Origin of the sequence: Massilia frigida (genome assembly GCF_011682175.1) — a bacterium.
GTDB lineage: Bacteria > Pseudomonadota > Gammaproteobacteria > Burkholderiales > Burkholderiaceae_D > Telluria_A > Telluria_A frigida.
In genome coordinates this window covers 114,423-131,244 of sequence record NZ_WHJG01000006.1, presented here as the reverse complement: position 1 = coordinate 131,244, position 16,822 = coordinate 114,423, and the positions used below count along the sequence as shown (strand labels likewise).

Here is a 16,822-nt window from a genome sequence, read left to right as displayed (position 1 = left end):
GACGCGGCTGCCGGACCGAATGGGCGCGGCCCGCCCTCGATTACCAAGCGATCACACCCACTCATTCATGCCCATCATGCCCGCTGTCGCCGCCCCGCAAACCCCGAAACCCATCGGCCTGGCGCGTGCCGCCATCTGCCTGGTGCAGGGAGTGCTTCTCTATCTGCTGTTCGCCGACAAAGCCTTCACCGATCCCCTCATTCATACGGCGGCGCTGCTGGCGTGCGGGCTGGTGCCCGTCGTCGCCATTTCCGGCCTCGGCAACCTGCGCCCGGCCATGCTCGGCCTGTGGAGCGCCGTCGCCGCGATCGTGCTAACCATGATCGGCATGCATGCCGCGTGGCGCGAAACGCTGCTGCTGGAAGTCCCGGCAATCACCCCGAAATGGCCCCCGATGCTGGCGCTGGTGTGCTTTTTCAGCCTGATCATCCTGTTCATCGCGCACTCGCTGGTCCTTTCCGCGGCCCACGACCGGCGCCGCCTGGCAAGCTATGCCACCCATTTCGACATCGCCTGGAAGCTCTTCATCCAGCTCGCATTTTCGGTATTCTTCACCGGCGCGCTGTATCTTGCCATGTGGCTGGGAGCATCCCTCTTCAATCTGGTAAAAATCGGCTTCCTGACCGAGCTGATGAAGTCGTCGGCGTTCCTGAACCCGCTCCTGGCCTGCGCCTTTGCCTGCGCGCTGCACCTGACCGACGTGCGCCCGGCCATCGTGCACGGTATCCGCGGCCTGCTGCTGGTGCTGATGTCATGGCTGCTTCCGGTCGCCACGCCGCTGATCGGCGGCTTCATACTGTGCCTGCCGTTCACCGGCCTCGATGCGCTGTGGGCCACCCGCCACGCCACGGTGGCCCTGCTGGCGGCTGTCGCACTGCTGGTGGTGCTGATCAACGCCGCCTGGCAGAACGGCGAGATGGGCGACTCGGTGGCGCCTGTCTTGCGCCTGTGCGCGCGCATCGCGTGCGTGCTGCTGCTGCCGCTGACCGCCATCGCCATCTATGCGTTGGGTTTGCGCGTCGCCGACCACGGCTGGACATCGGACCGCATTTTCGCGGCCGCCGCGCTGCTGGTGGCAAGCTTTTACGCACTCGGCTACATCTATGCGGCGATCGACAAGGGCGCCTGGCTGCGCCGCGTGGCCCCGGTGAACCTGGCGGCGGCGTATGCCGCCATCGCCGTCCTGCTGGCGCTGCTCTCGCCGCTGGCCGATCCGGACCGGATCGCCGTCAACAGCCAGATCGCCCGTCTGGAGAGCGGCGCGGTTAGTGCGTCGGAGTTCGATTACAGGTTCCTCAAGAGGCAGTCGAAGCGCTACGGCGCCGCCGCCCTGCTCAAGCTCAAGGAAGGCAAAACCGGCCCCCAGGCTACGCTCGCCGCCGAACACGCCACGCGCATCCTGGCCGAGTCCGATGATTACAATATGTTTGAACAGTACACCGTCAAGCCCGCGCAGTTGGCAATGTGGCCCGCCTCAGCGAGCCTGCCGGCCAGCTTTCCGCGTTCGGACTGGAAGCGCAATACCGGCGTGCCGCCCTGCCTGATCGAGGCGCAAGGACGCTGCGATGTGTTCCTGATCGATTTCGATGCTGACGGCAAAAATGAAATCCTCATGACCGCCATCGGCGCCTTTTCCGCACCCGTCGTGTTTTCCCAAGCGCCAGAAGGTAAATGGACACTCAGCGCCAGGTTGCACGGCATGGTGCAATGCCCGCTCTTCGTGGATACCCTCAAGCGCGGCGACTACAAGCTGGTAGCGCCGCGCACCCGGCAGATCGAGATCGCGGGCGTGCCGCTTCGCATGGAAACCGTCGGTGCGCAATCGCTTGGTTCCTGCAACGATTTGATCAACGCGGTCAACGCGGCCAAGCCTCCCAAGGAGTGATCAGCGCCGGCGCCGGCTCCAGACGAACCCCAGCAGGGCCAGCAAGCCGGCAGCGTTCAAGGCCAGACCGGCGATGGCGAGCTGGGTCAGTTTGCCCGTTGCGGCGTCGCCAGCCTGGCCGCTGGCCTGCATCCTGAGCATTTCGGTGCGCACCCATTCGAGCGAGGCTGGCTCGAATGGCATCGCGGCGCCGGCCTTGGCGGCCGTGCCGTCAAACGCCAGCGCGAGCAGGTGGTCCTTGTCCAGCTGCAGCGGCACCTTCACTACCAGCGCCTCCTTGACGCAGTCCCCGATATGCAGTTCGGCCTGCAGTTTGCCGGCCGGCGCCACGAAGCGGTAGCCGACCGGCATGCCGGCGCTGTCGGCCTCGGCCAGGTTGGCCGTCTCGAACAGCAGCATTTCGCCATTGATCATCAAACCCACCGAGCAGCGTTCGCCAGGCTTGAAGCCGGGGGCGCCGGCCGGTGCCTTGACGGTCAGGTCGATCCAGCCGTGGTCGTGCGCCAGCAGATAGTCGCGCCGCGCGTCAGGCATCTCTTTGGCGTTGCAAGCGGCGGTCGATAACAACACGGCGAGCACGCTCCATTTGGTCAGGCTGTGCAGGGAATACGTCATAAGGCCTTTATCGTCGCAAAAATCAGGGCGCCGCAACCGGCGTGGCGCCGGCCAGGTCGATGCGGCGCTGCAGGCGTGCCGCCTGCGCCGTGTCGCCGGCGGCTTGGGCGCGCTTGAGCGACACGCCGAGCCACATCAGCAAGGGCCGGCGCCAGCCCTGTTCCGAGGCGGTGCCGGTGGCGGCCACGATATCGGCCGGCGCAATGCGCGCCTGGCGCATCAGCGTTCCGGCGGCGACCAGGCGCGACAACGGGTCGGCAATCGCCGTCAGCACACTCTTGCCGTCGGCCGCGCGCGCGGCTGCCACCACCGCGCGGTGCTGCTCGGGCAGCAGCGCCGCATCGAGCCCGTCCCAGCGGCCGGCTAAATAAGCCGCATACGCGCGTTCGGCCGGCGTGGCATCCTGCGCCAGCGCCTCGAAGGCGGGACAGGCATCGTATTCCAGGCTCGCCACGCGCGTGGCGCAGCGCACCAGCTCCGCGTGCGCGACCAGGTCCGGGCGGCCGGTACTGGCCATCTCGCCACGCGCACGCGCGAATTCCGCATCGGCGATATTGCTGTCTCCGCGCAGGTAAGCATCGCTGAACGCGGCCAGCGCGCTGCCGGCGTTGCCCTTCCAGGCGGGCGGTGGCGGATTGCTGGTGCAGCCGGCGAAGGCCGCGCACAGCAGCGCGGCGAGGCAAAGGGTTTTCATGGCAGTTTCAGCTCCGTCTCGCGTGCAAAGGGCCACTTGCGGTTGATTTCATCGATCAGGCGCGTCACCTTGCGCAGGCTGGCGTCGACTTCGGCGCGCAACGCGCCCAGGTCCTTGGTCGCCACCTTGGCGTTGGCGCCGACCGCCTGCGCTTCGACCAGCACCGCATCGACCTTTTTGAGGCTGTTGCTGGCATCCTTGAGCACCACCTGCAACTGCACGATGGCCAGCTGCGCCTCGTCCATCACGCCCTGCTTGCCGAACATGCGCTTGTCGGCCTTGAGCAGCAAGGTGTCGACGTGTTCCAGCGTTTGCAGCAGCTTCCTGGCCTCGTCCTCGCTGCCTAGCGCCGTACCGAGCAAACCATATTTGCCCGACAGGCGGCCGGTCGCGGCCTGGATATTCGTCAGGCTGGTATTGATGGCCGAATCGCTGCGCGTCATGTTGTCCAGGTTTTCCAGCAAGGCGCGCGCGCTCGCCACCAGGCGCGGAATTTCGGCGGCGGTGTCGCCGCGCAGCACCGTGCGCACCGAATCGGGCGCCAGCACCGGATCGGTCAGGATGCCGGTGAATGCCTTGATGCGCGTGTCGCCCACCAGCCCCCGTTCGATGGTAAACACGCTCGACGTCTTGAGCCACTTGGCGTCCTTGCGCGGCACGTCGACCAGGATACGCACCTTGCCGTCCGGCGCCAGCTCGACCCGCTGCACGCGTCCCACCGGAAAGCCGGAAAAGGTCACATCCATGCCGGGAATGACGCCGTCCGAATCCTCGGACAGCAGCACCAGCCGCTGCGTGCTCTCGAACACGCCGCGCGCGTACATCACGTACAGCAAAAAGGTGACGATCAGGGCGCTCATCAGCACCAGAAGCACGACCGCCTTGACTTCGACGTGGGCGACTGCTTCGGCCGGCGCATCGTGCACCGGATTGGTGTCGGGTTGGCTCATCTTCGTTTCCATTTAAATGTATTTGACGGCCAGCGAGCCGGCTTCGATCAGCAGCAGCACGAACAGCAGGCGCACCGCGCCCGGCTGCACCGTCGACGACGAGGTGCGCCCGTAGCGGTGCGATTCCAGGATGGCGGCGGTGGGAATGACTGCCACCGACAGCCCGAAGAACACGGTCTTGAGCACGAAGCCGATGGTCACCGCCGGATTGAAAATGCGGCCCACGGTACGCGTGTAGTCGCCCACACCCCATGGCGAGAGCCCGTACACGCTCATATACGCCAGCAACAGCACGATCACGCTGCTGACCATGGCCAGGCTCAGGACCGCAAAGGCATTGGCGATCACCTGCGGCACCAGGTCCTGGCGCAGGCGGTTCTGGGCCTGGCGCGAGCGGTCCGGCGTGGCGGCGGCGGCCAGCGCCAGCGCGTCGCCGGCGTTGAACGCGAGGCCCGCGCGCAGTGCCACGAACATGGCCGCGGTGAGGGGAATGAGTTCGAGCACCAGCACCCGCACCACCATTTCGAGCGCGTAGCGCGACAGGCCATAGCTTTGCGAGGTCACCACCACCACCCGGATCAGCACCAGGCTGACCAGCGCGGCGAGCACCGTGAACCACGGCAGCACCTCCCAGGTGCTGGTGTAAATATAGCGCGAGGTAGTCAGGCGGTTGTGGCGGTTGTAGGTCGAGGGCGAAAACGCCATCACCAGCGCGATCGCCCCCAGGTACACCATGTACCACCAGCTGAACACGAAACGGAAGGCGTGCCGGCCCCAGTCGCGCGGCTTGGAGTACAGGAAGGACTTGGGCAGCATCGCCATCTACTGCCGCCGCGCTTCTTGTACGCCACCCACCTCCATGATCGCCCCCAGTGCCTTTTGCAGCTGCGCGGTCGAGCCGATTTCGGCGGTGAAGGTCATGCGTGCCTGGCCCTTGGCGCTCTGGGTATTGACGCCGATGACATTGATCTTCTCGCGCGAGAACACCTCGGAGATATCGCGCAGCAAGCCCTGGCGGTCGCTGGCGAGGATGAACAGGTCGACCGGATAGACCGTATCCTGCCCGGCCCGGCCCCAGTCGGTATGGATCACGCGCTCGGGCGCCTTGATGCGCATCTCGGCGAAGTTCTTGCAGGTGGCGCGGTGGATCGACACGCCCTTGCCGCGCGTGACGAAACCGACGATGCCGTCCGGCGGCGCCGGCTTGCAGCACTTGGCCAGCGCCGTCAGCAAGCCTTCGGTGCCGACCACCAGCACGCCCGACTTGGCGCCCTGCTCCACGCTCGACGCCCGGCTCTTGTTAAGCACCACCGCGTCTTCCGGCACCACCACTTCGCCGGTATCGTGCAGCGCCTGCTCCACGTGGCGCAGGCTGAATTCTTCCTTGCCGACCGAGATGAACAGGTCGTCGACCTTGGCAAAGCCGAGTTTATGCGCCAGCTGTTCCAGGTTGACGGCGGTCTTGCCTTCGCGCTGGAGCGATTTTTCGACCATGGCGCGCCCGTGCGCCAGCGTCTCTTCCAGGTCGATGGCGTGGAACCAGGCGCGCACCTTGGCGCGCGTGCGCGTGCTGACCGTGTATTCCACATTGAGCCAGTCGCGCGACGGGCCGGCGGTGCCGGGCGCGCCCTTGGCGGTGATGATCTCGCAGGTCTGGCCGTTCTTGAGCGCCGTATTCAACGGCACCATGATGCCGTCCACGCGCGCCCCGCGGCAGCGGTGCCCCACTTCGCTGTGCAGGTGATAGGCAAAGTCGATCGGCGTGGCGCCGACCGGCAGTTCCAGCACGCGCGCCTGCGGCGTGAGCACGAAAATGCGGTCGTCCAGCGTGGTCGACTTGAGTTTTTCGACCCACTCGCGCTGGATTTCTTCCTGCCCGACGACGGCGTCGGCCACGTCGGTCTTCCAGGCCAGCAGCTGGCGCAGCCAGGCGATCTTCTCGTCGTAGGCCTGGCCCTTGAAGTTGGATCCGCCCTCTTCCTTGTAGCGCCAGTGCGCGGCGATGCCGTACTCGGCGAAGTTGTGCATTTCCTGGGTGCGGATCTGCACTTCCAGCGGGCGCCCATCGTCGGCCGTCACCACCGTGTGCAGCGACTGGTAGCCGTTCGCCTTGGGGCGCGAGATGTAGTCGTCGAACTCCTTCGGAATCGGAGTCCAGATATTGTGCACCACGCCGAGCACCGTGTAGCAGGTCTTGTCGTCGGCGACGATCACGCGGAAGGCGCGCACGTCATAGAGCTCGGTGAAATCGAGCTCCTTGCCGCGCATCTTGCTCCAGATGCTGTAGATATGCTTGGGCCGGCCGAATACTTCGGCCGTGATGCCGGCCGCCGCCAATTCGTTTTGCAGGCGCAGGATGGCCGACTGCACGAAGCCTTCACGCATCATGCGTTTTTCTTCGAGCATCTTGGCGATGCGCTTGTAGGTATCGGGCTCGATGAAGCGGAACGACAGGTCTTCCAGCTCCCACTTGAGCTGCCAGATGCCGAGCCGGTTGGCCAGCGGCGCGTACAGGTCCAGCGTTTCACGCCCGTAGGCGCAGGTCAGGTCGTCGAAGCGCTTGATGTCGGCAAAATAGCGCAAGGTCGTTATGCACGAGGCCAGGCGCACCAGCACCACGCGCATGTCGGTGGCCATCGCCAGCAGCATCTTGCGCAAGGTTTCGACCTGGGCCACCGCTTGCTGGGCCGCGTTCTTGCCGCGACCCACCGTCTGCTGGCCGACCGTCATGTCGCGCAGCCGGATCAGCTGGCGCACCCCGGTCACCAGATCGGTCGCCTCGCGCCCGACCCGCGCTTCCAGGCCCGCCACGGCTTTCGGATCGAGCACCGTCAGCTCGAACATCAGGCCGGCGATGCGGGTTTCGGCATCGCTTCTTAAATACGCCAGGGTGCTGGCCACGCCGACCGCGAAGTCGAGCGCGTTCTGGCCCGAACTGCACGCCATGTCCTTGTAGGCGTCGCCCGCATACGCGAGCGCCGACTCCACGCGCGCGCAGTCGTCGGGACTGAGCCCCTGTACCAGTTCGGCCGTTGTGCTGCCGAGTGCTGCAATCGAGACCATGCGGCTTAGCGCAGCGCTGCGGTAACGACGATCTCAACCAGGCATGCGGGGTTGGCCAGCTTCGATTCGACGGTGGCGCGCGGCGGCGTGTGGCCGGCGGCGACCCATTCGTCCCACACCGTGTTCATGCCCTCGAAATCGGCCATGCTGCCGATGAAGATCTGCGCCATCAGGATGCAGCTCTTGTGGCTGCCCGCTTCGGCCAGCAAGCGGTCGACGTGGCCCAGCACCTCGCGGGTCTGGCCGACGATGTCGGCGAGCGTATCATCGGCAATCTGGCCGGCCAGGTAGACCGTGCCATTGTGGATGGCCACTTCGGACAGGCGTTTTCCTACGTGCAGTCGTGTAATTTCCATAATGTCTTTCAAGTACCAATCAAAAATTGTCGTGCGATGGCGATCTGGTCGTCGTGGATAAAGGTCGGGGCATGGCCCACGTTGGCAATTTCGACCAGGCTGGCGCGCGGGCCGCGCCCGGCCATGATGGCGGCCGTCTCGCGCGAGAGCAGGTCCGAGTGCTCGCCGCGCACCAGCAGGGTCGGGCAGCGGATCGCATCGTAGGCGGCCCACAGCATGGCTTCGTCGGCTTGCGCGCTTTCCGGCGTGGCCGAACGAAACGGCAGCGCCAGGCCCATGTCGTAATGGCGCACCCACTGGCCGTCGCTCTCCTGGCGCAGCACGTCGCTGGCCAGCTTGTGCCATTCATCCTCGGAGTGCTCGCCGAACGACTGCGACACCTCGCGCACGAAGCGCGCGGCCGCGTCGAAGGTCGGGAAGCGCAGGTCCTGGCCGATGTAGTCGCCGATGCGCAGCAAGGCCGCCGGGTCGAGCGTGGGGCCGATGTCGTTGAGGACAAGCTTGCGCACCGGGGTGTCCGGCAGCGAGGCGAGCGCGATGCCGATCAGGCCACCCATGGAGGTGCCGAACCAGTCGACGCCGCCGCTGCCGCTGTTGGCGGTGACGCGCGCGATCAGCGTCACCATGTCGCTCACGTACTGCGGCACGCGGTAGAACTGCGGGTTGCGCAGGCGTCCGGAGCGGCCGCGCCCCACCACGTCGGGCGCCACCACGCGGTAGCGGCCGGCCAGCGCGCGCGCCAGATTGTCGAAATCGTCGCCCACGCGCGTGACGCCATGGGCGCACACGAGCACGCGCGGGTTGGCCTCGTCGCCCCACTCCTTGTAGGACATCTGGTGCAAGCCGGCGGGCGAGATGCACTGGACGGATTTGATTCTTGCTTCGATCATGCCGGCTCCTCGTTGGGCGTCATCCGTCGCCACTGCTAAATATGTGTTTCAATCTTCACTGCGTTTAGAATTCTACATCATCAACCCCTAACTCTTTCTCTAGAGGACACAATGAAATCAAGTATGTTGAGTGGTAAAACCGCTCTGGTCACCGGCTCGACCTCGGGTATCGGCCTGGGGATGGCGCGTTCGCTGGCCCAGGAAGGCGCCAACATCGTGTTCAACGGCTTCGGCGACGCCCAGCACATCGAGAAACTGCACACCGACCTGGCGCGCGAATTCGGGGTACAGACGGCTTACCACAACGCCGACATGTCGAAACCGGCCGAGATCGAAGCGATGATGCGCTTCGCGTCCGACAAATTCGGCGGCGTCGATGTGCTGGTCAATAACGCCGGCATCCAGCATGTGGCCAATATCGAGGATTTCCCGGCCGAGAAATGGGATGCGATCATCGCCATCAACCTCACCTCGGCCTTCCACACCTCGCGCCTGGCGCTGCCCGGCATGAAGCAAAAGAACTGGGGCCGCATCATCAACCTGGCGTCGGTGCACGGGTTGGTGGGATCGGCGCAGAAATCGGCCTATGTGGCGGCCAAGCATGGGCTGGTCGGCTTTACCAAGGTCACCGCGCTGGAAACGGCCGGCACCGGCATCACCTGCAACGCCATCTGCCCGGGCTGGGTCCTGACGCCGCTGGTGCAAAAACAGGTGGACGAGCGCGCAACCAGGGATGGGATCGGCAACGAGCAAGCCAAGAAGGCCCTGCTGAGCGAAAAGCAGCCCTCCGGCGAATTCGTCACGCCGGAAGAACTGGGCGCGCTGGCCGTGTTCCTGTGCAGCCCGGCCGGCAACCAGGTGCGCGGCGTGGCCTGGAACATGGATGGCGGCTGGGCCGCGCAATAAGCGCGGCTTGCGCGCTTATTTGATTTCGATGGTGCGCGTGCGCCCCGCGTTGTTTTTCGTGGCCGGGCCGCAGGCCTCGGACTCGTAGCGCAGCGCGACCGCGTAGGTTTCGTCGGAATAGCGGCTCACCAGCAGGCTTTGCGACGAATCGTAGCTGGCGCCCTTGGCGCGGTCGGTGAAGCACACTTCCAGGTCTTCGATGCCGTCGTTGTTGATATCGGCACGGCGCACCACGCGCAGCTGGTACAGCCAGCGTTCGCCATCGAAGGTGACGACGTCGTCGCCGGTGTTGGTCGGCAGCATGCCAAAATCGGCAAAGGTGCGCAGCTCCGGGGTGCGGCGCGCGGCCAGGGAGCTGCGCACCGAGGCCAGGTCGAAGTTATCGGCCAAAAAGCGGCCCAGGTCGAGCTGCGGGAAGAACGAGGTCACCGGCTTGGGCGCCGGCTTCGTTTTCGGCGCTGCATGCGCGATGGCTGGGGCAATGACGGCAGCGAGCAGTAGATGACGGAGTATTCTCATGGCGGGTGTCCCAGGTAGCCGACGCGGGGTCGAAAGCATGACTATACCCCGTGCGGCATGTCACATGCACAATTACGGCACAGCCGGCGCCGAGACGGCGGCAGTCTTTTGCATGTTGTCCTGCATCTCGCTCAGCAGCGCCAGCCAGCGTGTGCGCGCGGCGCTGTCGGGCGCGTCCACGCCGTCGGCGGTAAGGATCAGTTGGCCCGGGCGCTCGCCGGCGAAAGCGAGCATGCGGTCGACAATGTCGTACTGCTGGCGCTGGAGGATATCCAGCTGCGCCAGTTGCACCAGTCTTTTGTCGAAGACGCCGTGCATGACGGCGGTCAAACGATCGTGGGGAGCGACGCCGTTGGTCCTCAGTTGCGCGCGCGAACGCGCCACCACCGCCTTTGCGGCCACGATGAACGCTTGCGAGGGCGGCCGCATGAGCGCAACGCTGCGGCGTGCGCGCGCCGTGCCATCGACACTGGCCAGGCTCGCGGGACTGAGCACCTGCGCGCGGCCGAGGCGGTCGAGCTCATCGTCGAGCCGCCATGCCAATACGGTGCTGTCGCGCACCATGCTGAGCGAAGCCGACATCATGCGGTCGATGTCGGCGTGGCCGGTCGGCTGCGGGTCCGCCGGCAGCGTACCGCGCCTGGCCGGATCGTTCAGCTGGGCGTTGTAGCCGCGCGCGCGCGCCGTTGCCGTCGCCAGCAGCGTCACCACCTGGAGGTCGGCCCAGGCCAGGATGGCGTCCTGCATGCGCGCCCCGGTGGCCTGTTCGCTGGCAGCGAGCAGGCGCGCTTCGGGCGCTGCGTTGAAGGCATCCACGGCGGCGCTTTTCACGCCCGCCAGCGCCTGCTGCCCGACCGGGGTGGCGTAGGCAAGGGCCATGGCGCGCGCTTGCCTGGCGTCGATCTCGCCGCGCACGATGAACACCATCTGGGCAACCAGGTCCGACGCCGAGCGCTGCGCAAAGAAATGCGCATTGGCGCGCTGCGCGGGGTTGGCGCCTGTGTCGCTGTCGATGATGGCCGCCAGGCGCTTTTCGTAGTGCAGCACGGACATCAAGGCCCACAGCGCATCGGTGTGCTCCTTGGCGGCGTCATGGGCGGCGCTCGCCTCACTGGCCTTGTCGACGGCCTCAAGGGCGCGCTCGAGCGCCGCATCGATGGCCGCATGGTTCGCGCTCACCGGCGCCTGGCCGGACGCACCTCGGCTGGCTGCAGGCAGCAGGAACAGCGCGCAGGCGGCGCCACGCAGAAGCAGATTTTTCATGAATGGCAGGATAGGCGCGACGGCGGCACCGGTCCGCCTAATCGCGAGGGAAAGAGGAATTTCTACCGTGCAATTATACGCCACTGCCCGGCAAGGACGTTCAACGCAGGAATTTTCCGGCCTTGGTTTCCAGGATGCTGACCAGTTCCGGCTGCATGTAGCTGTAATCGTCGGGAATATCGAGGCAAATGACCTTCTTGCCGTTCAGATGCGCGCGGAAACGTTCGCCCAGGCGCCGCCGGTGTGCCTTTTCCATGACGAACACGATGGTGGCCCAGGCGATCTGCTCGGGCGAGAGCGGCACCGAGGCGTCGCCGCCCAGGCCGGCCGAGTCGGTCTCGACCCCGGGCCAGCTAGCGAAGACCTGCTCCGCCGTCGGGCTGCGCAGCCGGTTCTGGCTGCAGATGAATAGTGCTCTTTGCATACTTTTCCTTGTACCTGCTGCTCGACATCGCCTTCATTTCGCCCGCCACCTTGGCCAGCACGGCCTTGCGCACCACGTCGCACGACGGCTGGCCGATATAAGAGCCGAGCGTCTCATGATACTCCTCGCCGTACTGGTCGAGGTGATACATCCTCTTGCCTTTCGGCACCTCGCCTAACTCTGCCGCGATCGAATTGCTCGCGTCCTAGCTGCCCAGGCTGATGCGGCAGCCGGGCTTGCCGCCGTCCGCATCGACCTCGAACACGTACACCACCCGGCCGGTACCGGCCGGCAGGTAGTTCTCGAACGGGGAAATAGCCCTGCCCGCGCGGCTGAACTGTTCGCGCCGGAACGACTCTTCCTTGCTCAGTTCCGCGTTGGCGCCGCTGGTCCACAGGTCCACCAGCGCCGCGCGCTGCTTGTCGCGCTCCTCCAGCCGGCCCAGCGCCTGGCAGGTCTGCACCAGTTTCACCCTCCCGCGCCAGTCGGCGTTCACGCGTGCGAACCCCAGGCGCGCGTCAAGCGACTTGTCGTACTCGCCCAGTTCAAATGCCGCCAGGCCGATGCCCCACAGCACCTGGGGCGACGGATCGGTTTCCCTGGCCCTGTCGAGCAAGACCAGCGCCGCGCGGTGCTTGCCCGCATCAATCAGCGCGAACGACTTCTCGACCCCGGTCGGCGCGGACGCCATCGCCATCGCCAGATGGACCACATCAGGCAGGCGGCAACAGCGGCGCGTAACAACATGATGGCTTTCTTCAGCAAGGAATAGAAATAGTAACAAAGAAGCAATCTTGCAATCAAGAATTGTCCAGGACCGGAAACGGCGGCGCAATTGATATCGCGACTTGTAATGAGAATGATTAGTATTTAAAATGCCGGATCAATCATAGCGGCATCCATGCCGCATACCTTTCGGAGAACTCCCACGATGTCCCCAAGCCGTCTTTTCCTGGCGATCGCCGCCCTGTCGCTGTCCCTGCCTGCCCTGGCCGACGAAAACCTGCTGGGCTACGTGCGTGGCGCAGAAACCTTGCCGAAAGGTAGCAGCGAGTTTTACCAATGGTTCACCGACCGTTCCGACAAGGGTGCGGGCCACTATCGCGCGCTCGATACCAAGACCGAAGTCGAATACGGCGTGAGCGACCGCTTCCAGGTCTCGGCCGAATTGAACGGCCTGGCGATCAACACCTCGGGCCTGGTCGTCGACGGCTATCTGCCGGGCGACAAAAAGAGCGGCCTGCGCGCGCGCAGCGTCGAACTGGGCATGAAGTACAACTTCCTCAGCCCGGCCAAGGACGATATCGGCGTCTCCGGCATCGCCTCGGTGGAGCTGGGCCGCCTCGACCCGCACTCGGGACGCAACAAGAGCGAAGTCGAAGTCGAGTTCGAGATGCAGGTCCAGAAATACTTCCTCGAAGGCCAACTGGTCGTGATCGGCAATGTGGGTGGACGCGCCGCGCGCGAAAAGCGCAAGGCCATCGCCAACCTGCCCGAGGACTTCGACTGGCCGACCGATCCGGAAATGGAAATCTCCACCAAGTTCGGCGCCGGCGTGTCTTACCGTTTCGCGCCGGGCTGGTACGCCGGTGCCGAAACGGTGCGCGAATCGGAGTACGAGACCGAAGTCGGCCTGGAACGCTGGACCCTGTTCGCCGGCCCGAGCATCCATTACGCCGGCCAGAAATGGTGGGCCACGCTGACCGCCTTCAAGCAAGTGCGCGGCGGCGGCGAAAAATATACCGGCCAGACCGACACCAATCTGCACCTGATCGAAAAGACCAAGAATGAAATCCGCTTCAAGGTAGGCTACAACTTTTAAAGAGAGTGCCATGCGACGCTATTTCGACCCCGCCGCGCTGCTGCTGCCGATGGCCGCGCTGGTGTCGCCCGCCCACGCCACCGACTACCTGACGGTGACGGCGGCGCAATCGCTGCTGTTCCCGACGGCGAAAACCTTCGCCGAACGGCCGCTCAAGCTCAGTAGCGAGCAGCGCGACCGCATCAAGGAATTGGCGGGCGTGCGCCAGCGGACCGAGGAACAAAAAATGTGGCGCGCCGAACGCGAAGGCGCCTTCCTGGGCTGGTTCATCGTCGACGAGGTGGTGGGCAAGCACGAATTCATCACCTACGCCACCGCGCTCTCGCCCGATGGCCGGGTGATCGGCGTCGAGGTGCTCAGCTACCGCGAAACGCACGGCGGCCAGATCCGCGACATGGGCTGGCGCAAGCACTTCATCGGCAAGACCCTGGCCGATCCGTTCAAGCTCGATCAGGACGTGCCCAACATCAGCGGCGCCACCCTGTCGAGCCGCAATGTGCTCGATGGCGTCAAGCGCTTGCTCGTCATGCACAAGCTGTACCTGGGCCATGGCTGACATCAGGCGCATGCGCCCGCTGCTGGGCACCTACGTCGAAGTCGGCGCGCGCGGCGGCGCCGCGCCGGCCGCGGTGCAGGCTGCTTTTGCCAGCATCGAAACGGCGCAGGCGCTGTGGAGTTTCCATGACCGCGCCAGCGAATTATCACGCCTGAACCTGGCGCCCGGACAAGCGGTGCCCTTGTCTTCCTCCACCTTGCGCCTGCTGCGCAGCGCGCGCGCGATGATGCGCGCCAGCGACGGCTTGTTCGACTGCACCGTGGGCGGCGCCCTGGTGCGCTGCGGCGCCCTGCCCGACCACGGCGGCAGGCCCGCGCTGGAGCGCGGCAGCGCCGCCGACATCGAGATCGGCGCGCACTGGGCCAGGCTGCGGCGGCCCGTGCGCCTGACCCTGGACGGCATCGCCAAAGGCTACGCGGTCGACCTGGCCGTGCGCGCGCTGCGCCGCGCCGGGGCCGAAGCCGGCTGGGTCAACGCGGGCGGCGACGTGCGCGTGTTCGGCGCGCTGGTGCTGCCGATGCACCGGCGCGAATTGGACGGCGCCATGCTGCCGCTGGGCGGCCTGCGCGACGCGGCCATGGCCAGTTCGCGCGCCGGCCATCACGACGATGCACAGGAAGCCGCGGCCTTCCCCGCGCATATCGTGGCGCCGCCGCGCGGCGTGCCCGCCAGCGGCATCTGGACCGTCCTCGCGCGCAGCGCCTGGCGCGCCGATGCCCTGACCAAGGTGGCCGCGAATGCGGCGCCGGCAGCGCGCGCGGCGCTGGTCCGCGCACTGGGCGGCGCCTTGATCGATCCTACCGAAGGACCAAGCCAATGAAAGGCTATCCCGCCTGGTTTGTCCGGGCCTTGCTCGGCGCCTTGCTGCTGGTGTTCGTCAGCGGCTGCCTGCTGGCGCCCACCACCCTGGTCATGCGCTTCGAGATGGCGCTCGCATGGCGCCTGCCCGGCGCCGGCCGCGTAGTCACCGCCGCGATGCATGCCGCGACCGGCTTCGTGCTGCTGATGATGCTGGGCGCCCTGTGGAGCGTGCATATGCGCGCCGGCTGGCGCAAACGCCGCCAGCGCGGCAGCGGTGCCACGCTCGGCATCATGCTGCTGCTGTTGGCGGCCAGTGCGGTGGCGATCTACTACGCCGGCGAAGACGCGCTGGGAAGCGGCGCGGCGCTGGTGCACCTGGTCGTGGGCCTTACCTTGCTGCTGCCGTTCGGGTGGCACTGGGTGCACGCGCGCCGCGCCTCCAGGAAGGCGGCAGTACCGCGCGAACCGGCTTTTGCAGCGGTCAACACGGTGTCCGCCCGCGCCGAAGCCAACTGACGTACCGGCTGACGGCGCGCCGCGTCCGGGATACGATTACGCTCTCCCCAATCAGGACGACGCCATGCGAACCTTGGTACACCTTGCGCTTTCCACCCTCCTCCTGACCCTGCCGGCGGCCCACGCCGCCGGGCCGCGTCCCGTGTTGCTGACCACTGAGCGCGTCTGGACGGGCGACGGCTCCGCCCACAGCGGCTGGGGCGTGCTGGTGGTCGACGGCCGTATCCACAGCGCCGGTCCGGCCAGCGGACTCGCCGCGCCTGCGGACGCTGAGCGCATCGACCTGCCCGGTGCCACCCTGGTCCCCGGCCTGATCGACCTGCACTCGCACCTGCTGCTGCACCCGTACAACGAAACCAGCTGGGACGACCAGGTGATGAAGGAAGCGCCCGAGTAGCGCACCCTGCTGGCCGGCAAGCACGCCAGCGCGACCCTGCAAGCCGGCCTCACCACCCTGCGCGACCTTGGCAGCGCAGGCGCGGGTTATGCGGACGTGGCCGTCAAGCGCGCGATTGCCGACGGCGTGATCGACGGCCCGCGCCTGTTCATCGCCACCCTGGCCATCGTGGCCTCGCACAGCGACGGCCCGGCTGCCCGCCAGTTCCGGCCCGACATGACGCTGCCGCAGGGCGCGCAGGAAGCGACCGGCGTGGCGGAAGTCACCAAAGCGGTGCGCGAGCAAGCGGCGCGCGGCGCCGACTGGATCAAGATCTACGCCGGCTACCGCAGCGGCATCGACGGCGGCGCCGGCCCCACCTTCACCATGGAGGAATTGACGGCCATGGTCCAGGCCGCGCATGTCACCGGCCGCAAGGTGGCCGTGCATGCCAGCAGCGACGACGCCATCCGCATGGCGGTGCCGGCCGGCGCCGATACCATCGAGCACGGCTACGGCGCCAGCGAAGCCACGTTGCGCCTGATGGCCGAGCGCAAGCTTGCCTATGTGCCGCCCCTGACCGCGTCCGAAGCGACCGGCGAATATTTCCAGAAGCATGTGCGCGGCGGACCGCCCACGCCGGCCATGCAGCATGGCCGCGCGCGCCTTCCAGCTGGCGCGCAAACTCGGCGTGAGCATCGCCAACGGCAGCGATGCCGGCCTGTTCGCGCATGACAGCAATGCGCGTGAACTGGCGTGGATGTTGAAGCTCGGCATGACGCCGGTAGAAGCGCTACGCTCGGCGAGCGTGACCGGGGCCGCCGTGCTGGGCAAATCAGCCGAACTGGGCCAGCTGAAGGCCGGCATGCTGGCCGACATCGTGGCGGTCGGGGGGGCGACCCGACGGCCGATATTTCTGATCTTCAAACAGTGCGATTTGTAATGAAAGACGGCAAAATTTATCGCAGGTAAGCCGTCACGCCAGACGCGCACACGGACGCCGGAGCCGGCCGATCCGTCACCGCAACGTGCAACATTTTCATATCGACACGCTTTTCCCGCGGACGTGTCGGCGCTCGCGCGCGGCAATCGAAACCCGTATGCGCAAACTCGTCCGCACTGCGGATATCCACAATAGATGACGTGCCCGATTTGGATAAAGATAGATTCATTCCAATATCGAACG

General features: G+C 66.1%; 21 protein-coding genes. 9 read left to right on the top strand and 12 right to left on the bottom strand.

Annotated elements, in window-relative coordinates; translation table 11 throughout:
* The first annotated feature begins 67 nt into the window (after window positions 1-67).
* Window positions 68-1,885 carry a DUF4153 domain-containing protein gene (locus F2P44_RS08490; RefSeq protein WP_167086266.1) on the top strand — a complete coding sequence of 606 codons (1,818 nt, stop codon included), beginning with the start codon at window positions 68-70 and terminating at the stop codon, window positions 1,883-1,885.
* On the opposite strand, the gene F2P44_RS08485 is transcribed toward F2P44_RS08490, so the two are convergent.
* From F2P44_RS08485 to F2P44_RS08455, 7 genes are read right to left on the bottom strand one after another with little or no spacing between them, the layout of a single operon-like run.
* Window positions 1,886-2,500, bottom strand: a complete 615-nt coding sequence (locus F2P44_RS08485) for a hypothetical protein (RefSeq protein ID WP_167086265.1) — start codon at window positions 2,498-2,500, stop codon at window positions 1,886-1,888.
* A 22-nt stretch (window positions 2,501-2,522) separates the two neighbouring features.
* The gene (locus F2P44_RS08480) at window positions 2,523-3,194 is read right to left on the bottom strand and encodes a hypothetical protein (RefSeq protein WP_167086264.1); all 672 of its coding nucleotides are present in this window, start codon (window positions 3,192-3,194) and stop codon (window positions 2,523-2,525) included.
* The gene (locus tag F2P44_RS08475) at window positions 3,191-4,144 is read right to left on the bottom strand and encodes an MlaD family protein (RefSeq protein ID WP_167086263.1); all 954 of its coding nucleotides are present in this window, start codon (window positions 4,142-4,144) and stop codon (window positions 3,191-3,193) included. The genes F2P44_RS08480 and F2P44_RS08475 overlap by 4 nt, the downstream gene beginning before the upstream one ends.
* Window positions 4,145-4,156: 12 nt before the next feature.
* A complete protein-coding gene (locus tag F2P44_RS08470) occupies window positions 4,157-4,966 on the bottom strand; it encodes an MlaE family ABC transporter permease (RefSeq protein ID WP_229423459.1) in 810 nt (269 codons plus the stop codon).
* Window positions 4,967-7,207 carry a RelA/SpoT family protein gene (locus tag F2P44_RS08465; protein ID WP_167086262.1) on the bottom strand — a complete coding sequence of 747 codons (2,241 nt, stop codon included), beginning with the start codon at window positions 7,205-7,207 and terminating at the stop codon, window positions 4,967-4,969.
* Window positions 7,208-7,212: 5 nt separating this feature from the next.
* Window positions 7,213-7,563, bottom strand: coding sequence for a RidA family protein (locus F2P44_RS08460; RefSeq protein ID WP_167086261.1), 351 nt, complete (start codon window positions 7,561-7,563; stop codon window positions 7,213-7,215).
* A gap of 8 nt (window positions 7,564-7,571) precedes the next feature.
* A complete protein-coding gene (locus F2P44_RS08455) occupies window positions 7,572-8,453 on the bottom strand; it encodes an alpha/beta fold hydrolase (RefSeq protein ID WP_167086260.1) in 882 nt (293 codons plus the stop codon).
* A 123-nt stretch (window positions 8,454-8,576) separates the two neighbouring features.
* On the opposite strand from F2P44_RS08455, the gene F2P44_RS08450 reads away from it, so the two are divergent.
* Window positions 8,577-9,359 (top strand): 3-hydroxybutyrate dehydrogenase, encoded by a 783-nt coding sequence (locus tag F2P44_RS08450; RefSeq protein ID WP_229423458.1) that lies wholly within the window; start codon window positions 8,577-8,579, stop codon window positions 9,357-9,359.
* A gap of 15 nt (window positions 9,360-9,374) precedes the next feature.
* On the opposite strand, the gene F2P44_RS08445 is transcribed toward F2P44_RS08450, so the two are convergent.
* The 5 genes from F2P44_RS08445 to F2P44_RS08425 all read right to left on the bottom strand — a co-directional run bounded on the left by F2P44_RS08445 (window position 9,375) and on the right by F2P44_RS08425 (window position 12,256).
* Complete coding sequence (locus F2P44_RS08445) at window positions 9,375-9,878, bottom strand: hypothetical protein (protein WP_167086258.1); 504 nt, start codon at window positions 9,876-9,878, stop codon at window positions 9,375-9,377.
* A 72-nt stretch (window positions 9,879-9,950) separates the two neighbouring features.
* On the bottom strand, window positions 9,951-11,141 hold the full coding sequence (locus tag F2P44_RS08440) for a hypothetical protein (protein ID WP_167086257.1): 1,191 nt from the start codon (window positions 11,139-11,141) through the stop codon (window positions 9,951-9,953).
* Window positions 11,142-11,241: 100 nt separating this feature from the next.
* Entirely contained in the window at window positions 11,242-11,565 is a 324-nt protein-coding gene (locus F2P44_RS08435) for a low molecular weight protein tyrosine phosphatase family protein (RefSeq protein WP_167086256.1), read from the bottom strand.
* Window positions 11,495-11,716: a hypothetical protein gene (locus F2P44_RS08430; RefSeq protein WP_167086255.1), complete on the bottom strand. Its 222-nt coding sequence runs from the start codon at window positions 11,714-11,716 to the stop codon at window positions 11,495-11,497. The genes F2P44_RS08435 and F2P44_RS08430 overlap by 71 nt, the downstream gene beginning before the upstream one ends.
* Before the next feature lie 54 nt (window positions 11,717-11,770).
* Window positions 11,771-12,256 carry a tetratricopeptide repeat protein gene (locus F2P44_RS08425; protein ID WP_167086254.1) on the bottom strand — a complete coding sequence of 162 codons (486 nt, stop codon included), beginning with the start codon at window positions 12,254-12,256 and terminating at the stop codon, window positions 11,771-11,773.
* A gap of 240 nt (window positions 12,257-12,496) precedes the next feature.
* On the opposite strand from F2P44_RS08425, the gene F2P44_RS08420 reads away from it, so the two are divergent.
* The 7 genes from F2P44_RS08420 (at window position 12,497) to F2P44_RS36080 (ending at window position 16,579) form a co-directional block, all read left to right on the top strand.
* Window positions 12,497-13,387, top strand: a complete 891-nt coding sequence (locus F2P44_RS08420) for a DUF6662 family protein (protein WP_167086253.1) — start codon at window positions 12,497-12,499, stop codon at window positions 13,385-13,387.
* Window positions 13,388-13,397: 10 nt separating this feature from the next.
* The gene (locus F2P44_RS08415; RefSeq protein WP_167086252.1) at window positions 13,398-13,943 is read left to right on the top strand and encodes an FMN-binding protein; all 546 of its coding nucleotides are present in this window, start codon (window positions 13,398-13,400) and stop codon (window positions 13,941-13,943) included.
* Window positions 13,936-14,763, top strand: coding sequence for an FAD:protein FMN transferase (locus F2P44_RS08410; RefSeq protein WP_167086251.1), 828 nt, complete (start codon window positions 13,936-13,938; stop codon window positions 14,761-14,763). Before F2P44_RS08415 ends, F2P44_RS08410 begins: the two co-directional genes overlap by 8 nt.
* The gene (locus F2P44_RS08405) at window positions 14,760-15,260 is read left to right on the top strand and encodes a hypothetical protein (RefSeq protein WP_167086250.1); all 501 of its coding nucleotides are present in this window, start codon (window positions 14,760-14,762) and stop codon (window positions 15,258-15,260) included. Before F2P44_RS08410 ends, F2P44_RS08405 begins: the two co-directional genes overlap by 4 nt.
* Window positions 15,261-15,324: 64 nt before the next feature.
* A complete protein-coding gene (locus F2P44_RS35405) occupies window positions 15,325-15,657 on the top strand; it encodes an amidohydrolase family protein (RefSeq protein WP_229423457.1) in 333 nt (110 codons plus the stop codon).
* Window positions 15,658-15,663: 6 nt separating this feature from the next.
* On the top strand, window positions 15,664-16,371 hold the full coding sequence (locus tag F2P44_RS08400; RefSeq protein ID WP_308610051.1) for an amidohydrolase family protein: 708 nt from the start codon (window positions 15,664-15,666) through the stop codon (window positions 16,369-16,371).
* Window positions 16,328-16,579 carry an amidohydrolase family protein gene (locus F2P44_RS36080; protein WP_370662653.1) on the top strand — a complete coding sequence of 84 codons (252 nt, stop codon included), beginning with the start codon at window positions 16,328-16,330 and terminating at the stop codon, window positions 16,577-16,579. The genes F2P44_RS08400 and F2P44_RS36080 overlap by 44 nt, the downstream gene beginning before the upstream one ends.
* Window positions 16,580-16,822: the final 243 nt, after the last annotated feature.

What these genes read in the sequence shown, in the direction of transcription:
- F2P44_RS08405 (WP_167086250.1), top strand. Translation starts at nt 14,760, where the DNA reads ATGAAAGGCTATCCCGCCTGGTTTGTCCGGGCCTTGCTCGGCGCCTTG.
- F2P44_RS08465 (WP_167086262.1), bottom strand. Translation starts at nt 7,207, where the DNA reads ATGGTCTCGATTGCAGCACTCGGCAGCACAACGGCCGAACTGGTACAG.
- F2P44_RS08440 (WP_167086257.1), bottom strand. Translation starts at nt 11,141, where the DNA reads ATGAAAAATCTGCTTCTGCGTGGCGCCGCCTGCGCGCTGTTCCTGCTG.
- F2P44_RS08455 (WP_167086260.1), bottom strand. Translation starts at nt 8,453, where the DNA reads ATGATCGAAGCAAGAATCAAATCCGTCCAGTGCATCTCGCCCGCCGGC.
- F2P44_RS08470 (WP_229423459.1), bottom strand. Translation starts at nt 4,966, where the DNA reads ATGGCGATGCTGCCCAAGTCCTTCCTGTACTCCAAGCCGCGCGACTGG.
- F2P44_RS08435 (WP_167086256.1), bottom strand. Translation starts at nt 11,565, where the DNA reads ATGCAAAGAGCACTATTCATCTGCAGCCAGAACCGGCTGCGCAGCCCG.
- F2P44_RS35405 (WP_229423457.1), top strand. Translation starts at nt 15,325, where the DNA reads ATGCGAACCTTGGTACACCTTGCGCTTTCCACCCTCCTCCTGACCCTG.
- F2P44_RS08430 (WP_167086255.1), bottom strand. Translation starts at nt 11,716, where the DNA reads ATGTATCACCTCGACCAGTACGGCGAGGAGTATCATGAGACGCTCGGC.
- F2P44_RS08445 (WP_167086258.1), bottom strand. Translation starts at nt 9,878, where the DNA reads ATGAGAATACTCCGTCATCTACTGCTCGCTGCCGTCATTGCCCCAGCC.
- F2P44_RS08415 (WP_167086252.1), top strand. Translation starts at nt 13,398, where the DNA reads ATGCGACGCTATTTCGACCCCGCCGCGCTGCTGCTGCCGATGGCCGCG.
- F2P44_RS08480 (WP_167086264.1), bottom strand. Translation starts at nt 3,194, where the DNA reads ATGAAAACCCTTTGCCTCGCCGCGCTGCTGTGCGCGGCCTTCGCCGGC.
- F2P44_RS08490 (WP_167086266.1), top strand. Translation starts at nt 68, where the DNA reads ATGCCCATCATGCCCGCTGTCGCCGCCCCGCAAACCCCGAAACCCATC.
- F2P44_RS08450 (WP_229423458.1), top strand. Translation starts at nt 8,577, where the DNA reads ATGTTGAGTGGTAAAACCGCTCTGGTCACCGGCTCGACCTCGGGTATC.
- F2P44_RS08485 (WP_167086265.1), bottom strand. Translation starts at nt 2,500, where the DNA reads ATGACGTATTCCCTGCACAGCCTGACCAAATGGAGCGTGCTCGCCGTG.
- F2P44_RS08410 (WP_167086251.1), top strand. Translation starts at nt 13,936, where the DNA reads ATGGCTGACATCAGGCGCATGCGCCCGCTGCTGGGCACCTACGTCGAA.
- F2P44_RS08420 (WP_167086253.1), top strand. Translation starts at nt 12,497, where the DNA reads ATGTCCCCAAGCCGTCTTTTCCTGGCGATCGCCGCCCTGTCGCTGTCC.
- F2P44_RS08425 (WP_167086254.1), bottom strand. Translation starts at nt 12,256, where the DNA reads ATGGCGTCCGCGCCGACCGGGGTCGAGAAGTCGTTCGCGCTGATTGAT.
- F2P44_RS08460 (WP_167086261.1), bottom strand. Translation starts at nt 7,563, where the DNA reads ATGGAAATTACACGACTGCACGTAGGAAAACGCCTGTCCGAAGTGGCC.
- F2P44_RS08475 (WP_167086263.1), bottom strand. Translation starts at nt 4,144, where the DNA reads ATGAGCCAACCCGACACCAATCCGGTGCACGATGCGCCGGCCGAAGCA.